This window comes from Anoxybacillus sp. FSL W8-1294 (assembly GCF_037965005.1).
Lineage (GTDB): Bacteria > Bacillota > Bacilli > Bacillales > Anoxybacillaceae > Anoxybacillus > Anoxybacillus flavithermus_G.
The window spans coordinates 128,728-150,000 of the sequence record NZ_CP150179.1; the positions used below are offsets into that span (position 1 = coordinate 128,728).

General features: G+C 42.0%; 39 protein-coding genes (1 of these 39 only partly in view). All 39 read left to right on the forward strand.

The features are described 5' to 3' along the window. Positions 1–138 precede the first annotated feature (138 nt). Positions 139–447: a 30S ribosomal protein S10 gene (gene rpsJ / locus NSQ23_RS00655; RefSeq protein ID WP_021095335.1), complete on the forward strand. Its 309-nt coding sequence runs from the start codon at positions 139–141 to the stop codon at positions 445–447. A gap of 23 nt (positions 448–470) precedes the next feature. After that, positions 471–1,097, forward strand: coding sequence for a 50S ribosomal protein L3 (rplC, locus tag NSQ23_RS00660; protein ID WP_004888665.1), 627 nt, complete (start codon positions 471–473; stop codon positions 1,095–1,097). A 27-nt stretch (positions 1,098–1,124) separates the two neighbouring features. Continuing rightward, the gene (rplD, locus tag NSQ23_RS00665; protein ID WP_006322654.1) at positions 1,125–1,748 is read left to right on the forward strand and encodes a 50S ribosomal protein L4; all 624 of its coding nucleotides are present in this window, start codon (positions 1,125–1,127) and stop codon (positions 1,746–1,748) included. Beyond that, positions 1,748–2,035: a 50S ribosomal protein L23 gene (gene rplW / locus NSQ23_RS00670; protein WP_003397660.1), complete on the forward strand. Its 288-nt coding sequence runs from the start codon at positions 1,748–1,750 to the stop codon at positions 2,033–2,035. Before rplD ends, rplW begins: the two co-directional genes overlap by 1 nt. A 27-nt stretch (positions 2,036–2,062) precedes the next feature. Then, positions 2,063–2,893 (forward strand): 50S ribosomal protein L2, encoded by an 831-nt coding sequence (rplB, locus tag NSQ23_RS00675; protein WP_003397662.1) that lies wholly within the window; start codon positions 2,063–2,065, stop codon positions 2,891–2,893. A gap of 57 nt (positions 2,894–2,950) precedes the next feature. Further along, positions 2,951–3,229, forward strand: coding sequence for a 30S ribosomal protein S19 (gene rpsS, locus NSQ23_RS00680; RefSeq protein WP_003397663.1), 279 nt, complete (start codon positions 2,951–2,953; stop codon positions 3,227–3,229). Between the two features lie 20 nt (positions 3,230–3,249). After that, complete coding sequence (gene rplV / locus NSQ23_RS00685; protein ID WP_064214000.1) at positions 3,250–3,591, forward strand: 50S ribosomal protein L22; 342 nt, start codon at positions 3,250–3,252, stop codon at positions 3,589–3,591. A gap of 3 nt (positions 3,592–3,594) precedes the next feature. Further along, positions 3,595–4,251, forward strand: coding sequence for a 30S ribosomal protein S3 (gene rpsC / locus NSQ23_RS00690; RefSeq protein WP_003397666.1), 657 nt, complete (start codon positions 3,595–3,597; stop codon positions 4,249–4,251). 2 nt (positions 4,252–4,253) lie between these two features. Then, on the forward strand, positions 4,254–4,688 hold the full coding sequence (gene rplP / locus NSQ23_RS00695; RefSeq protein WP_003397670.1) for a 50S ribosomal protein L16: 435 nt from the start codon (positions 4,254–4,256) through the stop codon (positions 4,686–4,688). Beyond that, positions 4,678–4,878, forward strand: a complete 201-nt coding sequence (rpmC, locus tag NSQ23_RS00700; protein ID WP_003397671.1) for a 50S ribosomal protein L29 — start codon at positions 4,678–4,680, stop codon at positions 4,876–4,878. The genes rplP and rpmC overlap by 11 nt, the downstream gene beginning before the upstream one ends. Before the next feature lie 25 nt (positions 4,879–4,903). Beyond that, positions 4,904–5,167 (forward strand): 30S ribosomal protein S17, encoded by a 264-nt coding sequence (gene rpsQ / locus NSQ23_RS00705; RefSeq protein ID WP_003397674.1) that lies wholly within the window; start codon positions 4,904–4,906, stop codon positions 5,165–5,167. Between the two features lie 48 nt (positions 5,168–5,215). Continuing rightward, positions 5,216–5,584: a 50S ribosomal protein L14 gene (rplN, locus tag NSQ23_RS00710; RefSeq protein ID WP_004888678.1), complete on the forward strand. Its 369-nt coding sequence runs from the start codon at positions 5,216–5,218 to the stop codon at positions 5,582–5,584. Between the two features lie 36 nt (positions 5,585–5,620). Then, on the forward strand, positions 5,621–5,932 hold the full coding sequence (gene rplX / locus NSQ23_RS00715) for a 50S ribosomal protein L24 (protein WP_003397676.1): 312 nt from the start codon (positions 5,621–5,623) through the stop codon (positions 5,930–5,932). Positions 5,933–5,961: 29 nt separating this feature from the next. Next, the gene (gene rplE / locus NSQ23_RS00720) at positions 5,962–6,501 is read left to right on the forward strand and encodes a 50S ribosomal protein L5 (RefSeq protein ID WP_003397677.1); all 540 of its coding nucleotides are present in this window, start codon (positions 5,962–5,964) and stop codon (positions 6,499–6,501) included. A 34-nt stretch (positions 6,502–6,535) separates the two neighbouring features. Continuing rightward, entirely contained in the window at positions 6,536–6,721 is a 186-nt protein-coding gene (gene rpsN, locus NSQ23_RS00725; RefSeq protein ID WP_003397678.1) for a 30S ribosomal protein S14, read from the forward strand. Positions 6,722–6,754: 33 nt separating this feature from the next. Continuing rightward, the gene (gene rpsH, locus NSQ23_RS00730) at positions 6,755–7,153 is read left to right on the forward strand and encodes a 30S ribosomal protein S8 (protein WP_003397680.1); all 399 of its coding nucleotides are present in this window, start codon (positions 6,755–6,757) and stop codon (positions 7,151–7,153) included. Between the two features lie 29 nt (positions 7,154–7,182). Beyond that, on the forward strand, positions 7,183–7,722 hold the full coding sequence (gene rplF, locus NSQ23_RS00735) for a 50S ribosomal protein L6 (protein WP_192954167.1): 540 nt from the start codon (positions 7,183–7,185) through the stop codon (positions 7,720–7,722). 32 nt (positions 7,723–7,754) lie between these two features. Then, on the forward strand, positions 7,755–8,117 hold the full coding sequence (gene rplR / locus NSQ23_RS00740; protein ID WP_009361496.1) for a 50S ribosomal protein L18: 363 nt from the start codon (positions 7,755–7,757) through the stop codon (positions 8,115–8,117). Between the two features lie 19 nt (positions 8,118–8,136). After that, entirely contained in the window at positions 8,137–8,637 is a 501-nt protein-coding gene (gene rpsE / locus NSQ23_RS00745) for a 30S ribosomal protein S5 (RefSeq protein WP_009361497.1), read from the forward strand. 14 nt (positions 8,638–8,651) lie between these two features. Then, a complete protein-coding gene (rpmD, locus tag NSQ23_RS00750) occupies positions 8,652–8,840 on the forward strand; it encodes a 50S ribosomal protein L30 (RefSeq protein ID WP_035020776.1) in 189 nt (62 codons plus the stop codon). Between the two features lie 14 nt (positions 8,841–8,854). Next, positions 8,855–9,295 (forward strand): 50S ribosomal protein L15, encoded by a 441-nt coding sequence (rplO, locus tag NSQ23_RS00755; RefSeq protein ID WP_032101416.1) that lies wholly within the window; start codon positions 8,855–8,857, stop codon positions 9,293–9,295. After that, positions 9,295–10,587 carry a preprotein translocase subunit SecY gene (secY, locus tag NSQ23_RS00760; protein ID WP_192954168.1) on the forward strand — a complete coding sequence of 431 codons (1,293 nt, stop codon included), beginning with the start codon at positions 9,295–9,297 and terminating at the stop codon, positions 10,585–10,587. The genes rplO and secY overlap by 1 nt, the downstream gene beginning before the upstream one ends. 59 nt (positions 10,588–10,646) lie before the next feature. Further along, complete coding sequence (locus NSQ23_RS00765) at positions 10,647–11,297, forward strand: adenylate kinase (protein ID WP_339172278.1); 651 nt, start codon at positions 10,647–10,649, stop codon at positions 11,295–11,297. Continuing rightward, entirely contained in the window at positions 11,297–12,043 is a 747-nt protein-coding gene (gene map / locus NSQ23_RS00770; protein ID WP_006322635.1) for a type I methionyl aminopeptidase, read from the forward strand. Before NSQ23_RS00765 ends, map begins: the two co-directional genes overlap by 1 nt. A 98-nt stretch (positions 12,044–12,141) precedes the next feature. Then, positions 12,142–12,360, forward strand: a complete 219-nt coding sequence (gene infA / locus NSQ23_RS00775; protein ID WP_003247618.1) for a translation initiation factor IF-1 — start codon at positions 12,142–12,144, stop codon at positions 12,358–12,360. Between the two features lie 30 nt (positions 12,361–12,390). Further along, positions 12,391–12,504: a 50S ribosomal protein L36 gene (gene rpmJ, locus NSQ23_RS00780; protein ID WP_000868344.1), complete on the forward strand. Its 114-nt coding sequence runs from the start codon at positions 12,391–12,393 to the stop codon at positions 12,502–12,504. 22 nt (positions 12,505–12,526) lie between these two features. Further along, on the forward strand, positions 12,527–12,892 hold the full coding sequence (gene rpsM / locus NSQ23_RS00785; RefSeq protein WP_003397691.1) for a 30S ribosomal protein S13: 366 nt from the start codon (positions 12,527–12,529) through the stop codon (positions 12,890–12,892). Between the two features lie 25 nt (positions 12,893–12,917). Further along, on the forward strand, positions 12,918–13,307 hold the full coding sequence (rpsK, locus tag NSQ23_RS00790) for a 30S ribosomal protein S11 (protein ID WP_003397692.1): 390 nt from the start codon (positions 12,918–12,920) through the stop codon (positions 13,305–13,307). A gap of 168 nt (positions 13,308–13,475) precedes the next feature. Further along, on the forward strand, positions 13,476–14,420 hold the full coding sequence (locus NSQ23_RS00795) for a DNA-directed RNA polymerase subunit alpha (RefSeq protein ID WP_003397693.1): 945 nt from the start codon (positions 13,476–13,478) through the stop codon (positions 14,418–14,420). 60 nt (positions 14,421–14,480) lie between these two features. Continuing rightward, a complete protein-coding gene (rplQ, locus tag NSQ23_RS00800; RefSeq protein WP_003397694.1) occupies positions 14,481–14,843 on the forward strand; it encodes a 50S ribosomal protein L17 in 363 nt (120 codons plus the stop codon). A 113-nt stretch (positions 14,844–14,956) separates the two neighbouring features. Next, positions 14,957–15,811 carry an energy-coupling factor ABC transporter ATP-binding protein gene (locus tag NSQ23_RS00805; RefSeq protein ID WP_339172286.1) on the forward strand — a complete coding sequence of 285 codons (855 nt, stop codon included), beginning with the start codon at positions 14,957–14,959 and terminating at the stop codon, positions 15,809–15,811. After that, on the forward strand, positions 15,769–16,638 hold the full coding sequence (locus NSQ23_RS00810) for an energy-coupling factor ABC transporter ATP-binding protein (protein ID WP_339172288.1): 870 nt from the start codon (positions 15,769–15,771) through the stop codon (positions 16,636–16,638). Before NSQ23_RS00805 ends, NSQ23_RS00810 begins: the two co-directional genes overlap by 43 nt. Further along, positions 16,635–17,432: an energy-coupling factor transporter transmembrane protein EcfT gene (locus tag NSQ23_RS00815; RefSeq protein ID WP_064214003.1), complete on the forward strand. Its 798-nt coding sequence runs from the start codon at positions 16,635–16,637 to the stop codon at positions 17,430–17,432. Before NSQ23_RS00810 ends, NSQ23_RS00815 begins: the two co-directional genes overlap by 4 nt. 16 nt (positions 17,433–17,448) lie before the next feature. Then, positions 17,449–18,192: a tRNA pseudouridine(38-40) synthase TruA gene (truA, locus tag NSQ23_RS00820; RefSeq protein WP_339172293.1), complete on the forward strand. Its 744-nt coding sequence runs from the start codon at positions 17,449–17,451 to the stop codon at positions 18,190–18,192. Positions 18,193–18,338: 146 nt separating this feature from the next. After that, positions 18,339–18,773 carry a 50S ribosomal protein L13 gene (gene rplM, locus NSQ23_RS00825; RefSeq protein WP_012573869.1) on the forward strand — a complete coding sequence of 145 codons (435 nt, stop codon included), beginning with the start codon at positions 18,339–18,341 and terminating at the stop codon, positions 18,771–18,773. A gap of 22 nt (positions 18,774–18,795) precedes the next feature. Next, entirely contained in the window at positions 18,796–19,188 is a 393-nt protein-coding gene (rpsI, locus tag NSQ23_RS00830; RefSeq protein WP_003397701.1) for a 30S ribosomal protein S9, read from the forward strand. Between the two features lie 91 nt (positions 19,189–19,279). Beyond that, positions 19,280–19,684 carry a DUF2521 family protein gene (locus NSQ23_RS00835; RefSeq protein WP_004888712.1) on the forward strand — a complete coding sequence of 135 codons (405 nt, stop codon included), beginning with the start codon at positions 19,280–19,282 and terminating at the stop codon, positions 19,682–19,684. Between the two features lie 55 nt (positions 19,685–19,739). Next, positions 19,740–20,438, forward strand: coding sequence for an N-acetylmuramoyl-L-alanine amidase CwlD (gene cwlD, locus NSQ23_RS00840; protein ID WP_004888713.1), 699 nt, complete (start codon positions 19,740–19,742; stop codon positions 20,436–20,438). A gap of 79 nt (positions 20,439–20,517) precedes the next feature. Further along, positions 20,518–21,273, forward strand: the 5' portion of a protein-coding gene (locus NSQ23_RS00845; protein ID WP_339172299.1) for an Mrp/NBP35 family ATP-binding protein. The gene runs 252 nt beyond the window's last position; the window shows 756 of its 1,008 coding nt (coding positions 1–756); the start codon lies at positions 20,518–20,520; its stop codon lies off the right edge, out of view.

The window sequence follows — 21,273 nt, forward strand, 5'->3', positions numbered from 1 at the left end:
ATAATAATAAACGTTGGTCTTTGACAGCGATGAAGTGGAAGGTTGCTGACACACCCGGCCGCTTTGCCATGGCGAGTGTGAAGGAAATTTCCATGGAGAATGTCTATTTTTAAAATAGGCGAAGAAGGAGGGAAAATAATGGCAAAAGAAAAAATTCGTATTCGTTTAAAAGCGTATGATCATCGAATTCTTGATCAATCTGCTGAGAAAATTGTGGAAACTGCAAAGCGTTCAGGCGCGACTGTATCTGGACCGATTCCGTTACCAACTGAAAAAACGGTGTACACGATCTTACGTGCGGTTCATAAATACAAAGACTCTCGTGAGCAGTTCGAAATGCGCACACATAAACGCTTAATTGATATCGTCAATCCGACTCCACAAACAGTAGATTCTTTAATGCGTTTAGACTTACCGTCTGGTGTCGATATTGAAATCAAGTTGTAATTGCGATATAGGAGGTGTGAAAGATGAAAGGAATCTTAGGAAGAAAAATCGGCATGACTCAAGTGTTCGCTGAAAACGGAGATCTTATTCCTGTAACAGTTATTCAAGCGACTCCAAACGTAGTTCTTCAAAAGAAAACGATTGAAAACGACGGTTATGAAGCGATTCAATTAGGTTTTGAAGATTTACGTGAGAAGTTGGCGAACAAGCCTCAAAAAGGTCATGCTGCGAAGGCAAACACCACACCTAAGCGCTTCATTCGTGAAATTCGTGGTGTGAATCTTGCAGAGTATGAAGTAGGTCAAGAAGTAAAAGTGGACATTTTCAACGAAGGTGAAATCGTTGACGTAACAGGTACGTCAAAGGGTAAAGGTTTCCAAGGTGTAATTAAACGCCACGGACAATCTCGTGGACCAATGGCTCACGGTTCTCGTTACCATCGCCGTCCTGGTTCAATGGGTCCGATCGCTCCAAACCGTGTATTTAAATCAAAAGAGCTTCCAGGCCGCATGGGTGGCGAGCGTGTGACAGTACAAAACTTAAAAGTTGTTAAAGTAGATCCAGAACGCAACTTAATCTTAATTAAAGGAAACGTGCCAGGTCCGAACAAAGGACTTGTTATCATTAAAAGCGCGGTTAAAGCGAAATAATTTCTTTAAGAAAGGAGGAAATACCCAATGCCAAAAGTAGCATTGTACAACCAAAACGGAGAAAACATCGGTGAAATCGAATTAAACGATGCCGTATTTGGTATTGAACCGAACAAACATGTGTTATTTGAAGCGGTAATTATGCAACGTGCTTCCTTACGTCAAGGAACTCATAAAACAAAAAATCGTGCAGAAGTAAGTGGCGGTGGTCGTAAGCCATGGCGCCAAAAAGGTACTGGACGCGCTCGCCAAGGATCGATTCGTTCTCCACAATGGCGCGGCGGTGGTGTTGTATTCGGTCCGGTTCCACGCAGCTACAGCTACAAACTTCCGAAAAAAGTTCGTCGCTTAGCGATTAAATCGGCATTATCTTCAAAAGTGCTTGAAAACAGCATTGTTGTATTAGACAATTTAACGCTTGAAGCACCAAAAACAAAAGAAATGGTTAAGATTTTAAACAACCTTTCTGTTGATCGCAAAGCGTTAATTGTAACAGCAGACGCAAACGAGAACGTCATTCTTTCAGCTCGCAACATTCCAGGAGTTACAGTTGTGACAGCAAGCGGAATTAACGTTCTTGATGTACTCAACCACGACAAGCTTGTCATTACGAAAGCTGCTGTGGAAAAAGTAGAGGAGGTGCTTGCATAATGAAAGATCCTCGCGATATTATTAAGCGCCCCGTCATTACTGAACGTTCAACAGAGTTAATGACTGAAAAAAAATATACGTTCGAAGTTGATGTGAAAGCGAACAAAACAGAAGTAAAAGATGCGATCGAAGCGATTTTCGGCGTGAAAGTAGCGAAGGTCAACATTATGAACTACAAAGGAAAGTTCAAACGTGTTGGTCGCTACAGCGGATTAACAAACCGCCGTCGCAAAGCGATTGTTACATTAACGCCAGACAGCAAAGAGATCGAACTATTTGAAGTATAAGTTTAAAAGTGAAGGAGGGAAATGGACATGGCGATTAAAAAATATAAGCCAACGTCTAACGGTCGTCGTGGTATGACGGTTTTAGACTTCTCTGAGCTTACAACAGATAAGCCGGAAAAATCGTTGCTTGCCCCTTTAAAGAAAAAAGGCGGTCGTAACAACCAAGGTAAATTAACTGTTCGTCACCAAGGTGGCGGTCATAAACGTCAATATCGTATTATTGACTTTAAACGCGATAAAGATGGCATTCCAGGACGCGTTGCTACAATCGAATACGATCCAAACCGTTCTGCGAATATCGCATTAATTCATTATGCCGATGGTGAAAAACGTTACATCATCGCACCAAAAAATTTAGAAGTTGGCATGGAAATCATGTCAGGTCCAGATGCGGACATTAAAGTAGGTAACGCATTACCTTTAGCAAACATTCCAGTTGGTACAGTAATTCACAACATTGAGTTGAAACCTGGTAAAGGCGGACAATTAGTGCGCGCTGCAGGTACATCTGCACAAGTGCTTGGTAAAGAAGGTAAGTACGTACTTGTTCGTTTATCTTCAGGTGAAGTTCGCATGATTTTAGCAACTTGCCGCGCAACAGTCGGTCAAGTTGGTAACGAACAACATGAGCTTGTGAACATCGGTAAAGCTGGACGCGCTCGTTGGTTAGGCATTCGTCCAACAGTTCGCGGTTCTGTTATGAACCCAGTCGATCACCCACACGGTGGTGGTGAAGGTAAAGCACCAATCGGACGTAAGTCTCCAATGACTCCATGGGGCAAACCAACACTTGGATTCAAAACGCGTAAGAAGAAAAATAAATCTGATAAATTTATCGTACGTCGTCGTAAAAAATAACGGGGTTGAGCTACGGTTCAAAAGAACCGTAGAGCAATCACGAAAGGAGGTTCACTTATGGGTCGCAGCTTGAAAAAAGGTCCTTTTTGTGATGATCATTTAATGAAAAAAATTGAGAAATTGAACGAAACTGGACAAAAACAAGTAATCAAAACATGGTCTCGTCGTTCAACTATTTTCCCGCAATTCATCGGTCATACGATCGCTGTTTACGATGGTCGTAAACACGTTCCGGTTTACATCACAGAGGACATGGTTGGTCATAAGCTCGGTGAATTTGCGCCAACGCGCACATACAAAGGCCATGCTGCTGATGATAAGAAAACAAGACGTTAATATGAGAGGAGGCTTTCATTATGCAGGCTAAAGCTGTTGCTAGAACGGTTCGAATTGCTCCTCGTAAAGCTCGCTTAGTCATTGACTTAATTCGAGGAAAGCAAGTAGGTGAAGCAGTTGCCATTCTTCGTCATATGCCAAAAGCTGCTTCTCCAATTATCGAGAAAGTATTAAAATCTGCAGTGGCAAACGCAGAACATAACTATGATATGGACGTGAACAAACTTGTTGTTACAGAGGCTTATGTGAACGAAGGACCAACATTGAAACGTTTCCGTCCTCGTGCACAAGGTCGTGCTAGCGCAATTAACAAACGCACAAGCCATATCACGATCGTTGTTTCAGAAAAGAAGGAGGGATAATCAGTGGGTCAAAAGGTAAATCCAATCGGTCTTCGCATTGGTATTATTCGTGATTGGGAATCAAGATGGTACGCTGAAAAAGATTACGCGGACCTTTTACACGAAGATCTTAAAATTCGCGAGTACCTCACAAAGCGCTTAAGTGATGCAGCTGTTTCTCGCATTGAGATCGAGCGTGCGGCAAATCGTGTGAACATCACTATCCACACAGCGAAACCAGGAATGGTAATCGGTAAAGGTGGATCTGAAGTTGAAGCGCTTCGTAAAGCGTTAAACGAATTAACTGGCAAACGTGTTCATATCAACATCGTTGAAATCAAAAAGCCAGACTTAGAAGCAAAACTTGTTGCGGAAAATATCGCGCGTCAAATTGAAAACCGCGTATCATTCCGTCGTGCGCAAAAACAAGCGATTCAACGCACAATGCGTGCAGGTGCTAAAGGAATTAAAACGATGGTATCTGGTCGTTTAGGTGGAGCAGATATCGCTCGCTCAGAACATTATAGCGAAGGAACAGTTCCACTTCATACTCTTCGCGCTGACATTGACTACGCAACAGCAGAAGCGGATACAACATACGGGAAAATCGGCGTGAAAGTATGGATTTATCGTGGAGAAGTCCTTCCTACGAAAAAGAAAACTGAGGAAGGAGGAAATTAATCATGTTAATGCCAAAACGCGTAAAATATCGTCGTGAACATCGCGGTCGCATGAAAGGTCGTGCAAAAGGCGGTACGGAAGTACATTTTGGTGAGTATGGCTTACAAGCGTTAGAGCCAGCATGGATTACAAACCGTCAAATCGAGGCTGCTCGTCGTGCGATGACTCGTTACATGAGACGTGGCGGTAAAGTATGGATTAAAATTTTCCCTTCAAAACCATACACAGCAAAACCACTTGAAGTGCGCATGGGTTCCGGTAAAGGTGCTCCAGAAGGTTGGGTAGCTGTTGTTAAACCTGGTAAAGTAATGTTTGAAATCGCGGGAGTTTCTGAAGAAGTGGCTCGTGAAGCATTACGTCTTGCTTCTCACAAACTTCCAATCAAATGTAAATTCGTAAAACGTGAAGAAATTGGTGGTGAATCAAATGAAAGCTAAAGAAATTCGTGAACTTACCACTGCCGAGATTGAACAAAAAATTAAAGCGTTGAAAGAAGAGTTATTCAACCTTCGCTTCCAATTGGCAACAGGTCAATTAGAGAATACTGCTCGTATTCGTGAAGTACGCAAAGCGATTGCGCGTATGAAAACTGTTATTCGCGAAAGAGAGATCGCTGCTAATAAATAATTGAAATCGAGGGGAGGTTCGCACAATGAGTGAACGCAACAATCGTAAAGTTCTCGTCGGCCGTGTTGTTTCCGATAAAATGGATAAAACAATTACGGTTCTTGTAGAAACTTATAAAAAGCATCCTCTTTACGGCAAGCGCGTAAAGTATTCGAAAAAATATAAAGCACATGACGAAAACAACGTAGCAAAAGTGGGCGACATTGTAAAAATTATGGAGACACGTCCTCTTTCTGCAACAAAACGTTTCCGTCTTGTTGAAGTAGTTGAAAAAGCTGTTATCGTTTAATCAATATGTTCGGTGTGATGGATACAAATCCGAAAGGAGGTTTCGTCAATGATTCAACAAGAAACTCGTATGAAAGTTGCTGATAACTCTGGTGCACGTGAAGTGCTTGTCATTAAAGTGCTAGGTGGTTCTGGTCGTCGTTATGCGAACGTTGGCGACATCGTTGTGGCGACAGTTAAAGATGCAACACCAGGTGGCGTTGTTAAAAAAGGTCAAGTTGTTAAAGCGGTTGTCGTTCGTACAAAACGTGGCGTGCGCCGTACAGACGGTTCTTACATCCGCTTTGACGAAAATGCTTGCGTAATCATTCGTGATGACAAGAGCCCACGTGGTACGCGTATTTTCGGACCAGTTGCTCGTGAGTTGCGCGACAAAGACTTTATGAAAATCGTTTCTTTAGCTCCAGAAGTGATTTAATGAAAAGGAAAAGCCTTTTAAGGAGGTGCGATTCAGATGCATGTAAAAAAAGGTGATAAAGTGCAAGTGATCTCTGGTAAGGATAAAGGAAAACAAGGCGTTATTCTTGCTGCGTTTCCAAAGAAAAACCGAGTGCTTGTTGAAGGTGTGAACATCGTAAAAAAACACGTAAAACCTTCTCAAGCAAATCCACAAGGCGGCATCATCAGCCAAGAGGCGCCAATCCACGTATCAAACGTAATGCCTCTTGATCCAAAAACAGGATTACCAACTCGTGTTGGATACAAAGTAGTTGACGGTAAAAAAGTTCGCTATGCGAAACGTTCTGGTGAAATTTTAGACAAATAATGAAGTGACTGAGGAAGGGAGGTACTCAAATGAACCGCCTTAAAGAAAAGTATTTGAAAGAAGTTGTTCCTGCTCTGATGAGCAAGTTTAACTATAAATCTGTGATGCAAGTTCCGAAAATCGAAAAAATCGTCATCAACATGGGTGTTGGTGATGCGGTACAAAATGCAAAAGCGTTAGATAACGCAGTGGAAGAACTCGCGTTAATTTCTGGTCAAAAACCAGTTGTTACACGTGCGAAAAAATCAATCGCTGGCTTCCGCCTTCGTGAAGGAATGCCAATCGGTGCGAAAGTAACGCTTCGCGGTGAGCGTATGTACGAGTTCTTTGATAAGCTCGTTTCCGTTTCTTTACCGCGTGTTCGCGACTTCCGTGGCGTATCGAAAAAATCATTCGATGGACGCGGTAACTACACATTAGGTGTAAAAGAACAATTAATTTTCCCTGAAATTGATTACGATAAAGTAAACAAAGTTCGCGGTATGGATATCGTGATCGTTACAACTGCGAAAACAGACGAGGAAGCTCGTGAATTACTTGCATTGCTCGGTATGCCATTCCAAAAATAATCATTCCCATTCGTAAAAAGAGGGAGGCGAAAACGTGGCTAAAAAATCAATGATCGCGAAACAAAAACGCACACCAAAGTTTAAAGTGCAAGCGTACACTCGTTGTGAACGTTGTGGACGTCCACACTCTGTATATCGCAAATTTAAACTTTGCCGTATTTGTTTCCGTGAATTAGCGTATAAAGGTCAAATTCCTGGTGTGAAAAAAGCAAGCTGGTAATAAACCCATGAGTTGGGAAGGAGGTAAAACATAATGGTGATGACAGATCCAATTGCAGATATGCTTACTCGCATTCGTAATGCGAACATGGTGCGTCACGAGAAACTTGAAGTTCCTGCTTCAAAAATCAAAAGAGAAATCGCTGAAATTTTAAAGCGTGAAGGTTTCATTCGTGATGTCGAATATATTGAAGATAACAAACAAGGTATTCTTCGTATTTTCTTAAAGTACGGTCCAAACAATGAACGCGTAATTACAGGTCTTAAACGCATTAGCAAACCTGGTTTACGCGTATATGCAAAAGCTGACGAAGTACCACGCGTATTGAACGGTTTAGGAATTGCAATTCTTTCAACATCTCAAGGTATTTTAACTGACAAAGAAGCACGTCAAAAACGTACTGGCGGCGAAGTGTTAGCATACATTTGGTAATTATTTTGCAACGAATGGAGGTGTAATACATGTCACGTGTTGGTAAAAAACCATTGGAAATTCCAGCTGGTGTTACAGTTACATTAAACGGTAACACAGTTACTGTAAAAGGTCCGAAAGGTGAACTTACTCGTACGTTCCATCCAGATATGGTCATTAAATTAGAAGGTAACGTTTTAACAGTTGAGCGTCCAAGCGATGAGAAACATCATCGTGCACTTCACGGAACGACTCGCAGCTTGCTTGCAAACATGGTTGAAGGTGTTTCAAAAGGCTATGAGCGTGCACTTGAGCTTGTCGGTGTCGGCTACCGTGCAACAAAACAAGGCAAAAAGCTTGTATTGAGTGTTGGATACTCTCACCCTGTTGAAATCGAGCCTGAAGAAGGACTTGAAATCGAAGTTCCTTCACAAACAAAAATTATCGTTAAAGGTGTGGACAAACAACGTGTTGGTGAATTAGCAGCAAACATTCGTGCCGTTCGTTCACCAGAACCTTACAAAGGAAAAGGTATTCGTTACGAAGGCGAAGTTGTACGTCGTAAAGAAGGTAAAACAGGTAAGAAATAATGCTGCTTAGGTAAATGAAAGGAGTGACACGAATGATCACTAAGCTTGATAAAAATGCAGTTCGCAAAAAAAGACACGCTCGTGTTCGTCGTAAAGTAGTAGGAACTGCGGAACGTCCACGCTTAAATGTGTTCCGTTCAAACAAACACATTTACGCGCAAATTATCGACGATATGAAAGCAGTGACGCTTGTTAGCGCGTCAACTTTAGATAAAGAATTCGACTTAGAATCAACAGGCAATGTTGAAGCAGCTCAAAAAGTGGGCGAATTAATTGCTAAACGTGCACTTGAAAAAGGCATTACGTCGGTTGTATTTGACCGTGGCGGATATTTATATCATGGACGTGTTAAAGCACTTGCAGACGCTGCTCGTGAAGCTGGATTACAATTCTAATTAAGAAGGAGGGACAGAGATGCGTCGCATTGATCCAAATAAACTTGAACTAGAAGAACGCGTTGTTGCCGTTAACCGCGTAGCTAAAGTAGTAAAAGGTGGACGTCGTTTCCGTTTCGCTGCGTTAGTCGTTGTTGGTGACAAAAACGGTCATGTCGGCTTCGGAACTGGAAAAGCTCAAGAAGTTCCAGATGCAATTCGCAAAGCAATTGAAGACGCGAAGAAAAATTTAATTACTGTACCGATCGTTGGTACAACAATTCCACATGAAGTGATCGGACATTTCGGTGCAGGTGAAATCATCTTAAAACCAGCAACTGAAGGTACTGGGGTTATCGCTGGTGGTCCTGCACGTGCGGTATTAGAGTTAGCAGGTATTAGCGATATTTTATCGAAGTCAATCGGTTCCAACACACCAATTAACATGGTGCGCGCAACAATCGACGGTTTGAAGCAATTGAAACGTGCCGAAGAGGTAGCAAAATTGCGCGGTAAAACAGTTGAGGAACTGTTAGGATAAGGGAGGGAAAAATGATGGCGAAAAAATTAGCAATTACCCTCACTCGCAGTGTAATCGGTCGTCCGCAAGACCAACGCGTGACGGTTAAAACATTAGGTTTGAAAAAATTGCATCAAACAGTTGTTCATAACGACAATCCAGCCATTCGAGGAATGATCAATAAAGTTTCTCACCTTGTAACAGTAAAAGAATTAGAAGAATAAGGAGGTGCCTCGGCATGAAGCTACATGAATTACAACCAGCACCGGGTTCCCGTAAAGAACGCAACCGTGTTGGTCGTGGTATCGGCTCTGGTAACGGAAAAACTTCTGGTAAAGGACATAAAGGGCAAAACGCGCGCTCTGGTGGCGGCGTACGCATTGGCTTTGAAGGTGGTCAAACGCCTTTATTCCGTCGTTTACCAAAACGCGGCTTTACAAACATTCATCGTAAAGAATATGCGATCGTTAACCTTGAAGCATTAAATCGCTTTGAAGACGGTACTGAAGTAACACCAGAATTGTTGCTTGAAACAGGCGTAGTAAGCAAATTGAAAGCAGGCATCAAAGTTCTTGGAAACGGTGAGCTTACAAAAAAATTAACAGTAAAAGCTCATAAATTCTCTGCTTCTGCAAAAGAAGCGATCGAAGCTGCTGGCGGTACAACTGAGGTGATTTAATGTTTCGAACAATCTCCAATTTTATGCGCGTGGGTGATATAAGAAGAAAAATTGTATTCACCCTTCTTATGCTCATTGTATTTCGCATCGGTACGTTTATTCCTGTGCCGGGCGTCAATGCAGATGTATTAAAAATGCAAGACCAGTTCAACGCTTTTGGCGTATTGAACACATTTGGTGGTGGCGCTTTAAAAAACTTTTCTATTTTTGCGATGGGCGTCATGCCATACATTACGGCATCCATCATCGTTCAACTATTGCAGATGGATGTTGTTCCTAAATTTACAGAGTGGTCGAAACAAGGAGAAGTAGGCCGCCGTAAACTCGCTCAGTTTACTCGCTATTTTACGATTGTGCTTGGATTTATCCAAGCGTTCGCTATGTCGTACGGTTTTCATAATATGTCTGGTGGCATACTCATTAAAAATCCAGGCATTCCGACATATTTGCTTATTGCGCTTGTGTTAACAGCTGGAACAGCCTTTTTAATGTGGCTTGGTGAGCAAATTACAGCTAAAGGTGTTGGAAACGGGATTTCTGTATTGATTTTTGCAGGGATCGTATCCGGTATCCCAACAACACTTAATCAAATTTACGTTCAACAGTTTGAAAATGCTGGCGATCAGCTGTTTTTACGCATCGTTACAGTGTTGTTAGTCGCTTTAGCAGTTGTTGCAGTTATTGTTGGCGTCATTTATATGCAACAAGCGTTTCGGAAAATTCCGATTCAGTACGCAAAGCGATTAGAAGGACGTAGTCCGGTAGGTGGTCATTCGACACACATTCCGTTAAAAGTAAACCCGGCAGGTGTTATTCCGGTTATTTTCGCGGTGTCGTTTATCATTACTCCACCGACGATTGCATCGTTTTTCGGCTCGAATGATGTAACATTGTGGATTAAAAAAGTTTTTGACTACACACAACCAGTTGGTATGCTCATATACGTCGCTTTAATTGTTGCCTTTACGTATTTTTATGCGTTTGTTCAAGTCAATCCAGAACAAATGGCGGACAATTTGAAAAAGCAAGGTGGTTATATTCCGGGCATTCGTCCAGGAAAGAACACGCAAGAATTCATTACACGCGTTTTGTATCGATTAACTTTCGTCGGAGCTCTATTTTTAGCAGCAATCGCTGTTCTTCCTGTCTTCTTTATCGAGTTCGCTAAACTGCCGCCTTCTGCTCAAATTGGAGGAACGAGCTTGCTAATCGTCGTCGGCGTTGCTTTAGAGACGATGAAGCAGCTAGAAAGCCAACTAGTGAAGCGCCATTATAAAGGCTTTATTAAATAAAAAGAGGTGTTGGGAATTTTATTCCCTCTACCTCATACAGAGCTGAGGGGGAGAAATTGATGAATTTAGTATTGATGGGACTGCCGGGTGCCGGAAAAGGGACACAGGCAGAAAAAATCGTTGAGAAATACAAAATTCCTCACATTTCTACTGGGGATATGTTTCGAGCAGCGATCAAAGAAGGGACAGAGCTCGGTTTACAGGCGAAGTCGTACATGGATCGTGGCGATCTTGTTCCAGATGAAGTGACAATCGGCATTGTTCGTGAGCGATTAAGCAAGAACGATTGCCAAAACGGTTTTTTGCTTGATGGGTTTCCGCGAACAGTTGCTCAAGCAGAAGCGTTAGAAACGCTTCTTCAACAGTTAAATCGTTCGATTGATTACGTCATTAACATTGAAGTAGATAAAAACATTTTAATGGAACGTTTAACAGGCAGACGCATTTGTAAAGAATGTGGCGCAACATATCATCTCGTATTCAATCCGCCAGCTCAAGCAGGTGTTTGCGATAAATGTGGTGGAGAGTTGTATCAACGTGCAGATGATAATGAAGCGACCGTAGCAAATCGTCTTGAAGTTAATATGAAACAAGCGCAGCCGTTGCTCGATTTTTATGAAGCAAAAGGGTACTTGCGCAACATTAACGGACAACAACATATCGATCAAGTGTTTGCTGACATTTGTGAATTACTTGGGGGCTTACAATAATGATCATTTGCAAAACCCCACGCGAAATTGAAATTATGCGTGAAGCTGGCCGAATTGTTGCCTTAACTCATCAAGAATTACAAAAATATATCGAGCCAGGCATAACGACAAGAGAGCTCGATCATATTGCTGAAACGTTCATTCGCAAACATGATGCAATTCCTTCGTTTAAAGGATATAATGGATTCCAAGGGAGCATTTGTACGTCCGTAAACGAAGAACTCGTTCATGGCGTTCCGGGAGACCGTGTGCTTCGCGAAGGAGATATTATTAGCATCGATATTGGCGCAAAATATAATGGATATCATGGCGATTCGGCTTGGACATATCCGGTTGGCGTCATTTCCGAAGAGGCGAAAAAGCTTTTAGAAGTGACAGAGCAATCGTTGTATCGCGGATTGGAAGAAGCGAAACCTGGCGCACGGTTAACGAACATTTCTCATGCGATCCAAACGTATGTCGAGGCGCATAACTTTTCGGTTGTGCGTGAGTATGTTGGGCATGGAATTGGTCAAGACTTACATGAAGATCCGCAAATTCCACATTACGGTCCACCAAACAAAGGGCCGCGGTTAAAGCCAGGCATGGTTCTATGCATTGAACCAATGGTGAATGCAGGAACCCGTTATGTTCGCACGTTAGAAGATAATTGGACGGTCGTCACAGTAGATGGCAAACTTTGTGCTCACTTCGAGCATACGATTGCGATTACTGAGACGGGATATGAAATTTTAACAACACTTTGAACGCTTTAACCTTCTTTGCGGATGCGCATCGTAAGCTTTAAACTGGTCGTGTTAGTTGAACATGTTACTCATTTCAAAAAAGAAGGGAGAGCCGTTCAATGGCGAAAGACGATGTAATTGAAGTGGAAGGTACAGTTGTTGAAACGTTGCCTAATGCGATGTTCCGAGTGGAACTTGAAAACGGTCATACTGTTTTAGCTCACGTTTCAGGTAAAATTCGTATGCATTTTATTCGCATTTTACCAGGTGATAAAGTGACGGTGGAATTATCACCTTACGATTTAACACGTGGAAGAATTACGTATCGATATAAATAACACTCCGCACGAACAAGGAGGTAAGTTCACATGAAAGTTAGACCATCTGTAAAACCGATTTGCGAAAAATGCAAAGTCATTCGCAGACGCGGAAAAGTTATGGTGATTTGTGAAAATCCAAAGCATAAGCAAAAACAAGGATAAAACTTGAGGAGGTGTACAAATTATGGCACGTATTGCAGGTGTAGATATTCCTCGTGACAAACGTGTAGTCATTTCATTAACATACATTTACGGAATCGGTAAAGCAACTGCACAAAAAATCTTAGCAGAAGCTGGTGTATCTGAAGACACTCGTGTTCGCGATTTAACAGAAGAAGAATTAGGAAAAATTCGCGAAATCGTAGATCGCTTAAAAGTAGAAGGAGATCTTCGTCGTGAAGTATCTTTAAACATTAAGCGTTTAATGGAGATCGGTTGCTACCGTGGTCTTCGTCATCGTCGCGGATTGCCAGTTCGTGGCCAAAATACGAAAAACAATGCTCGTACACGTAAAGGTCCACGTCGTACAGTAGCGAATAAGAAAAAATAATTAAGTAAAGGAGGTTCATGAACGAATGGCACGTAAAACGAATACGCGTAAACGTCGTGTAAAAAAGAATATTGAATCTGGTATCGCTCATATCCGTTCGACTTTTAACAACACAATCGTCACAATTACAGACGTTCATGGAAATGCAATTTCTTGGTCAAGTGCGGGTGCGTTAGGCTTCAAAGGTTCTCGCAAGTCTACTCCGTTCGCTGCACAAATGGCTGCAGAAGCTGCTGCAAAAGCATCAATGGAGCATGGCATGAAAACTGTTGAAGTAAACGTAAAAGGTCCAGGTGCTGGTCGTGAAGCAGCAATTCGTGCACTTCAAGCGGCTGGATTAGAAATTACAGCAATTAAAGATGTTACACCGGTTCCACATAACGGATGCCGTCCGCCAAAACGTCGTCGTGTTTAATTTCTCTGTATAGAATTTGCGCATGTGTCAATAATGGGATATAGTCATTCTTACAGGGAAATGAAAAACAGTTGTTGTGCACATTCGGGAACTTATTCATGGGGGAATTTCGATTGAGCTGTCATCGGTTTAATCGGGGTTTCGACGTTTTGAAGGAGGGTTAAAGGAATGCTGGAAATTGAAAAGCCGAAAATCGAAACGGTTGAAATCAGCGAGGATGCCAAATATGGCAAATTCGTCGTTGAACCACTTGAGCGTGGATATGGTACAACTTTGGGTAACTCCTTACGTCGTATCCTGTTATCCTCACTCCCTGGTGCCGCTGTAACATCTGTTCAAATAGATGGTGTATTGCACGAATTTTCAACAATTGATGGCGTCGTGGAAGATGTAACAACGATCATTTTAAATGTTAAAAAGCTAGCGCTAAAAATTTACTCGGACGAAGAAAAGACGCTTGAGATTGATGTACAGGGTGAAGGAGTCGTTACAGCTGCCGACATTACTCACGATAGCGATGTAGAAATTCTCAATCCAGACCTTCATATTGCTACTTTGGCAAAAGACGGTCGTTTGCGCATGAGAATGACAGCGAAACGCGGGCGTGGGTATACACCAGCTGATGCTAATAAGCGCGAGGATCAACCGATAGGTGTTATCCCGATCGATTCCATTTATACGCCGGTATCGCGCGTATCGTACCAAGTCGAAAATACGCGCGTCGGTCAAATGACAAACTACGACAAGTTAACGATCGACGTGTGGACAGATGGTAGCATCGGCCCGAAAGAAGCAATCTCACTAGGGGCAAAAATTTTAACAGAGCACTTGAACATTTTTGTGAACTTAACAGACGAAGCACAACATGCTGAAATCATGATCGAAAAAGAAGAAGACCAAAAAGAAAAAGTGCTCGAAATGACAATTGAAGAGCTTGATCTTTCTGTTCGTTCATACAACTGCTTAAAACGTGCTGGCATCAACACAGTGCAAGAGCTTGCTCAAAAAACGGAAGAAGATATGATGAAAGTGCGCAACTTAGGCCGCAAGTCGCTTGAGGAAGTAAAAGCGAAGTTAGAAGAGCTAGGATTAAGCTTACGTAAAGATGACTAGTTAAGCGTTTGGTTAACTAGGCATTTTCATGTTAAAAGTGAAATAAAGGAGGGACATCACATGTCTTACAGAAAATTAGGACGCACAAGCTCTCAACGTAAAGCATTGCTTCGTGATTTAGTGACAGACTTAATCATTAATGAGCGAATTGAAACAACAGAAGCTCGTGCAAAAGAGTTGCGTTCTGTTGTAGAAAAAATGATTACATTAGGAAAGCGCGGCGATTTGCATGCACGTCGTCAAGCGGCTGCATTCGTACGCAAAGAAGTCGCAAACACAGAAACAGGTCAAGATGCGATTCAAAAATTGTTTAGCGACATCGCACCTCGTTACCAAGACCGTCAAGGTGGTTATACACGCATTATGAAACTTGGACCACGTCGCGGTGACGGTGCGCCAATGGTGATTATTGAACTAGTTTAATATGTTTTTACAAGGGCGAGACAGTTTTTGAACTGGATCTATGCCCTTTTTTTGTTTTCTTTTTTGTAGTAGAGTAGAGAGTAAGAAAATTCAGAAGAGATGAGGAGAGAGACGTGGAAGTTGTAGTACGTGTAGAAGACATAAGTTTTCAGTATGCAAATGAAAACATATACGCGTTACAAAACATTTCATTCCAAGTGTATGAAGGCGAATGGGTAACAATTGTTGGACATAACGGATCGGGAAAATCGACGCTTGCTAAATTGTTGATTGGCCTATTGCCAGCTACGAGTGGAACGATTCACGTATGCGGTATTCCGTTAAATGAAGAAACAGTATGGGACGTTCGAAAACGACTAGGGATTGTTTTCCAAAACCCAGATAACCAATTTGTTGGAACGACTGTCCAAGATGACGTTGCCTTCGGTCTTGAAAATCGTGGTGTACCAAAACATGAGATGGAAAAGCGCATAAAAGAAGCGTTACAAAAAGTAGGTATGGAAAATTTCATGAATGACGAACCACATCGTCTATCAGGTGGACAAAAACAACGTGTCGCCATCGCAAGCGCCATTGCTCTTCAACCAAATATCATTATTTTAGATGAGGCAACATCGATGCTTGATCCAAGTGGAAAAAAAGAAGTTCTTCAAGTGATCCAATCACTTCGTCGTGAACACGATATGACGGTTATTTCAATTACTCATGATTTAAATGAAGTGGCAAAAGCCGACCGTGTGATTGTCATGAATAAAGGAAGGATCGCACTAGAGGGAACACCTAAACATATTTTTGCGCATGGGATGAAGTTAGAAGAAATGGGGTTAGACTTACCGTTTTCGCTGCAACTAAGTCAACGGTTGAAAGACAATCGTATTCCGATTACAACCGATCATTTGACAATAGAGGGGTTGGTGAGTGAATTATGGACATTGTATTCCGCGATGTCGAACACCGTTACCAAGTAAATACCCCTTTTGAGAAACGGGCGTTGTACGATATTCATGTTGATATTCGGAGTGGGTCGTATGTTGCGGTGATCGGTCATACCGGATCAGGAAAATCCACCTTTTTACAACATTTAAATGGCTTACTCCAGCCGACAAAAGGGACTGTTCATCTTGGGGATTATACAATAACAGCAGGAAAGAAAGAAAAACAGTTAAAGCCTTTGCGAAAAAAAGTAGGAATCGTGTTTCAATTTCCTGAACATCAACTATTTGAAGAAACAGTAGAAAAAGATATTTGCTTCGGTCCGATGAATTTCGGTATGAAAGAAGAAGATGCAAAAGCTCGTGTGCGTGAATGGTTAACACTTGTCGGATTGCCAGAAGACGTGCGGCATAAATCACCATTTGCTTTAAGTGGGGGACAAATGCGTCGTGTCGCCATCGCAGGCGTTTTGGCGATGGAGCCAGAAGTGCTTGTGTTAGATGAACCGACTGCAGGGTTAGATCCTCGTGGTCGAAAAGAAATGATGGAGATGTTCGCTAGCCTTCAACAACAAAAACGGATGACGATTGTGCTCGTCACACATAGTATGGAAGAAGCAGCACGTTATGCCGATGAGATTATCATCATGCATCAAGGGACGATTGTGCGAAGAGGGACGCCGGAGCAAATTTTCCGTCACGTCGATGATTTACTACATCTCGGATTAGATGTACCTGAAACGATATTGTTTCAGCGAGCCATCGAACAAAAATTTGGCGTGCAGTTTCACACCCCATGTTTGACGATAGAAGATGTCATTAAAAACTTACAAACGTTATTTAATAAGGTGAAGGGTATATGATGAACAGTATGATTATTGGAAAATATGTTCCTGGGGACTCTTTCATTCACCGTCTCGATCCACGTACAAAACTTATTACTATGTTTATTTATGTGTTCATCGTTTTTCTTGCTAATAACGGATGGACATACGGGCTATTAACTTTTTTTACGTGCATCTTGTTGTTTTTATCGCGCATTCGCCTTTCGTTTTTTGTTAAAGGGCTGAAGCCTATTTTATGGGTGATTGTATTTACATTTCTTCTTCACGTGTTGTTAACAAAAGAAGGACATGTTGTTTTTCAATGGTTTGGAATGGAAGTGTATGATCAAGGTATTCAACAAGGGGCATTTATTTCTTTACGCTTTTTGCTCCTTATTGTTGTGACAACATTATTGACGTTAACAACAACGCCAATCGAAGTGACCGATGGGATGGAATCATTGCTTTCGCCATTAAAAAAATGGAATATACCTGTTCATGAGCTAGCGTTAATGATGTCGATTTCTCTTCGTTTTATTCCAACATTGATGGAAGAAACCGAGAAGATTATGAAAGCTCAAGCGGCTCGTGGCGTTGATTTTTCAGGCGGCCCATTATCGGAACGAATGAGAGCGATGACGGCGTTGCTCGTTCCACTATTTATTAGCGCATTTAAACGTGCAGAAGAGTTAGCCGTTGCAATGGAAGTGCGCGGATACCGCGGAGGGAAAGATCGAACAAAATGGCGCGAGTTGACGTGGAAGCGTGCAGATACGGTTTTTATGCTTTTGCTTACCTTATTGGCCATTGCGTTATGGTTACTTCGTTCGTAAAAGGGGCTAAGTTCAGATGACGAGAAGAATAAAATGTATTATTGCGTACGATGGTACGCATTTTGCGGGGTACCAAATTCAACAACAAAAGCGAACGGTACAAGGAGAGCTTGAGCGTGCGCTTTCGATCATTCATAAGGGGCAATTTGTTCGCGTATATGCGTCAGGACGGACGGATGCAACCGTTCATGCACACGGACAGGTGATTCATTTTGACACACCGCTGTCCATTCCAGATGAGAAATGGCCGAGAGCGTTAAATGCGCTTCTCCCTGATGATGTCACTGTCAAAGAAGCAAGTGAAGTATCCCCTTCCTTTCATGCACGGTTTAGCGTGAAAAAGAAAGAATATCGTTACCGCGTATGGACGGGGGAGAAAAACGTGTTTTTGCGCCATTACGTGTATCATTATCCGTATCCGCTTAATGTAGCAGCGATGAACGAAGCGCTTCATGATCTGATTGGCACGCATGATTTCACGAGTTTTTGTTCAGCAAAAACGGAAATAGAGGATAAAGTGCGTACGATTTACGAGGCGGAAGTCATTCCACAAGGAGACGAATTGATCTTCCGTCTCGTTGGCAATGGCTTTTTATACAATATGGTTCGCATTATCGTTGGGACGGTGCTAGAAGTCGGACGCGGGGAACGGCGTGCTGAAGAGATGAAAACAATTTTGGAACAAAAAAATCGAAGTGCTGCCGGAAAGACCGCACCGGGTCACGGTCTTTATTTATGGCACGTTTCGTATGACAACTAATCCAGGTGTAACATTTTCTTGACATTGGGTGTTGAAAGAGATATTATATCATATGGTATGTATTTTAAACCCACGATTAGCCCCGGAAATTAATCGTGTTGAAATAAATATCGCTTGTTCATTTTTTATTTTAGGAGGGAAAACAAATGCGTACGTATATGGCGAAGCCAAATGAAGTAGAACGTAAATGGTACGTTGTTGATGCAGAAGGCAAAACGTTAGGACGTCTTGCTAGTGAAGTTGCTGCAATTTTGCGCGGTAAACATAAACCAACTTACACACCGCACGTTGATACTGGTGATCATGTGATCATCATCAACGCAGAGAAAGTTGAGTTAACAGGTAAAAAATTAACAAACAAATTATACTACCGTCACAGCTTACATCCAGGTGGATTAAAAGTAAGAACAGCGCTTGAAATGCGCACAAATTATCCAGAGCAAATGCTTGAAAGAGCAATTCGTGGCATGCTTCCAAAAGGTAGCCTTGGTCGTCAAATGTTCAAAAAATTGCACGTTTATCGCGGAAGTGAACATCCGCATCAAGCACAAAAACCAGAAGTTTACGAACTTCGTGGATAATTGATTAAAGGAGGGCATTATTTTGGCACAGGTACAATACTACGGCACAGGTCGTCGCAAAAGCTCAGTTGCGCGCGTGCGTCTCGTTCCAGGTGAAGGACGCATTATCGTAAATGGTCGTGACATTCGTGATTACGTTCCATACGAGTCATTAGTTGAAGTTGTAAAACAACCACTTGTTTTAACAGAAACGTTCGGTAGCTACGATGTACTAGTAAACGTAAGCGGCGGTGGATTCACAGGTCAGGCAGGCGCAATCCGTCATGGCATTGCTCGTGCGTTGTTGCAAGTTGACCCTGAATACCGTCAAACATTAAAACGTGCAGGCTTGTTAACGCGCGATTCTCGTGTGAAAGAGCGTAAAAAATACGGTCTCAAAGGCGCTCGTCGTGCACCACAATTCTCAAAACGTTAATTTCAAAAAATCTCGGCAATTATTTTGCCGAGATTTTTTTTGTATGTTCCTTTGTCACATGCAAACAATATACATAAGGAGGGACAGCAAAATGGGAATGCTTACATCATTTACAGCGAAGAAATTAGAAAAACAGCTTACTTATGAACGAAACGTATTGCGGGATCTTTCTTATCGTGAATTGTGTAGACGTGTACATACATATTGGCAACGATATATGATTATTTCTCATGTCATTGAAAACATTTGTATTGACGCTGCGGTTGAAGCGTACTTACTCGGGGCGCATTATAGTCGATTTGCATATTACGGCGAGAAAATCGAAACGGTAAAAAGTCGTTGTATAGATGAGTATGAGCAGCTCATTCATGAGCTACATGAGTACATGAAACAGTGGAGAGATGGAATATACGATGTATGTGCTCGCTATATCGACGTATGGTGGGAAGAGGGAATGGAAAAAGGATTGCGTCGTCAAAAGCTTCGTTTAAAATAACCGTTCTAATTTCTTCTCTTGTCCCATATAACATAAATAGTGGGGAGGAGAAGGGATGAAAATACGTATTATTATTTTTTTCATTGTTTTTGTCCTTTTGTTACAGTTTTACGTGTTAAGCGATCGCTCGTGGAAAGCATGGAGCTTACCGTTATCAGGGAAGGTAATCATTCTTGACCCAGGGCACGGGGGTCCTGATGGGGGAGCGGTTGAAGGAGACGTTTTGGAGAAAGAAATCGCGCTACATGTGGCGTTGAAATTACGCGATTATTTGCAACAACAAGGTGCGCTTGTTCAAATGACAAGAGAAGGAGATCATGATTTAGCTAGCGAACAGACAAGAGGATATAGCCGAAGAAAAATAGAGGACTTACAACGGCGAGTGCAGTTTGTTAATGAGTCAGAGGCAGATTTTTTCATTAGTATTCACTTAAATGCCATCCCTTCGCCGAAGTGGAGAGGCGCACAAGTTTTTTACTATCCTTCATTAGAGGAAAATGCGAGATTAGCTAAGTTTATTCAACAAGAGCTACGTGTCAATTTGGAAAATACACATCGATTGGCGAAGCCCATTCAAACGGTATATTTATTAAAAATGGCTAAAAAGCCAGGGGCTTTAGTTGAAATTGGTTTTTTATCAAACGAGGAAGAACGAAAACTACTAGTGTCTTCATCGTATCAGGAAAAGTTAGCGGCTTCGATTTACAAAGGCATTTTACGTTACGTATCAAATGAACGTGATCCTTCTGAGTGAGAAGGATTCATTTTTTTATCCAGAAAATTATGTTATATTGAAAGTGTGAAACCGAATACATAAGGATTGGTGAGGCGCGATGTTGACAGAAAAACAAGTTGTGGAACTGCTCGAAACAATTTATGACCCTTTTTTGAAAAAAACGTTTAAAGAAACAGGAGCCATTCAAGAAGTCAAGATAAATGAAGAAAAAGGGCTAGTGAGTGTGAAAATTGCTTTAGCTAAAATGGAAACGGTTCAACAACTTCAAGTACAACAAACCGTTGTGCAACGTTTAAAAGATGCAGGGGCGTCTTCTGTTGGACTTCGCTTTGCTCAATTGCCGTTAGAAGAAGAGCGAATGGTAAATGAGCCGATTTATTTGGCGATCGCAAGTGGAAAAGGTGGAGTAGGAAAGTCGACTGTTTCCGTTAACTTAGCTGTTTCGCTTGCAAGGCTTGGTAAAAAAGTCGGTTTAATTGACGCTGACATTTATGGGTTTAGCGTACCAGACATGATGGGCATCACTGAGCGCCCTATTGTTCGTGGGGAAAAAATCATCCCGGTTGAACGGCTCGGAGTAAAAGTTATTTCTATGGGCTTTTTTGTAGAAGATAATTCCCCGGTCATTTGGCGCGGCCCGATGCTTGGGAAGATGTTAAAAAACTTTTTTGATGAAGTGGAATGGGGAGAGTTGGATTATTTATTATTAGATTTGCCTCCAGGTACAGGCGATGTAGCGTTAGATGTGCATACAATGCTCCCAACATCGAAAGAAATTATAGTGACGACTCCTCATCCCACAGCAGCTTTTGTAGCAGCAAGGGCGGGAGCGATGGCGGTACGTACAAATCAT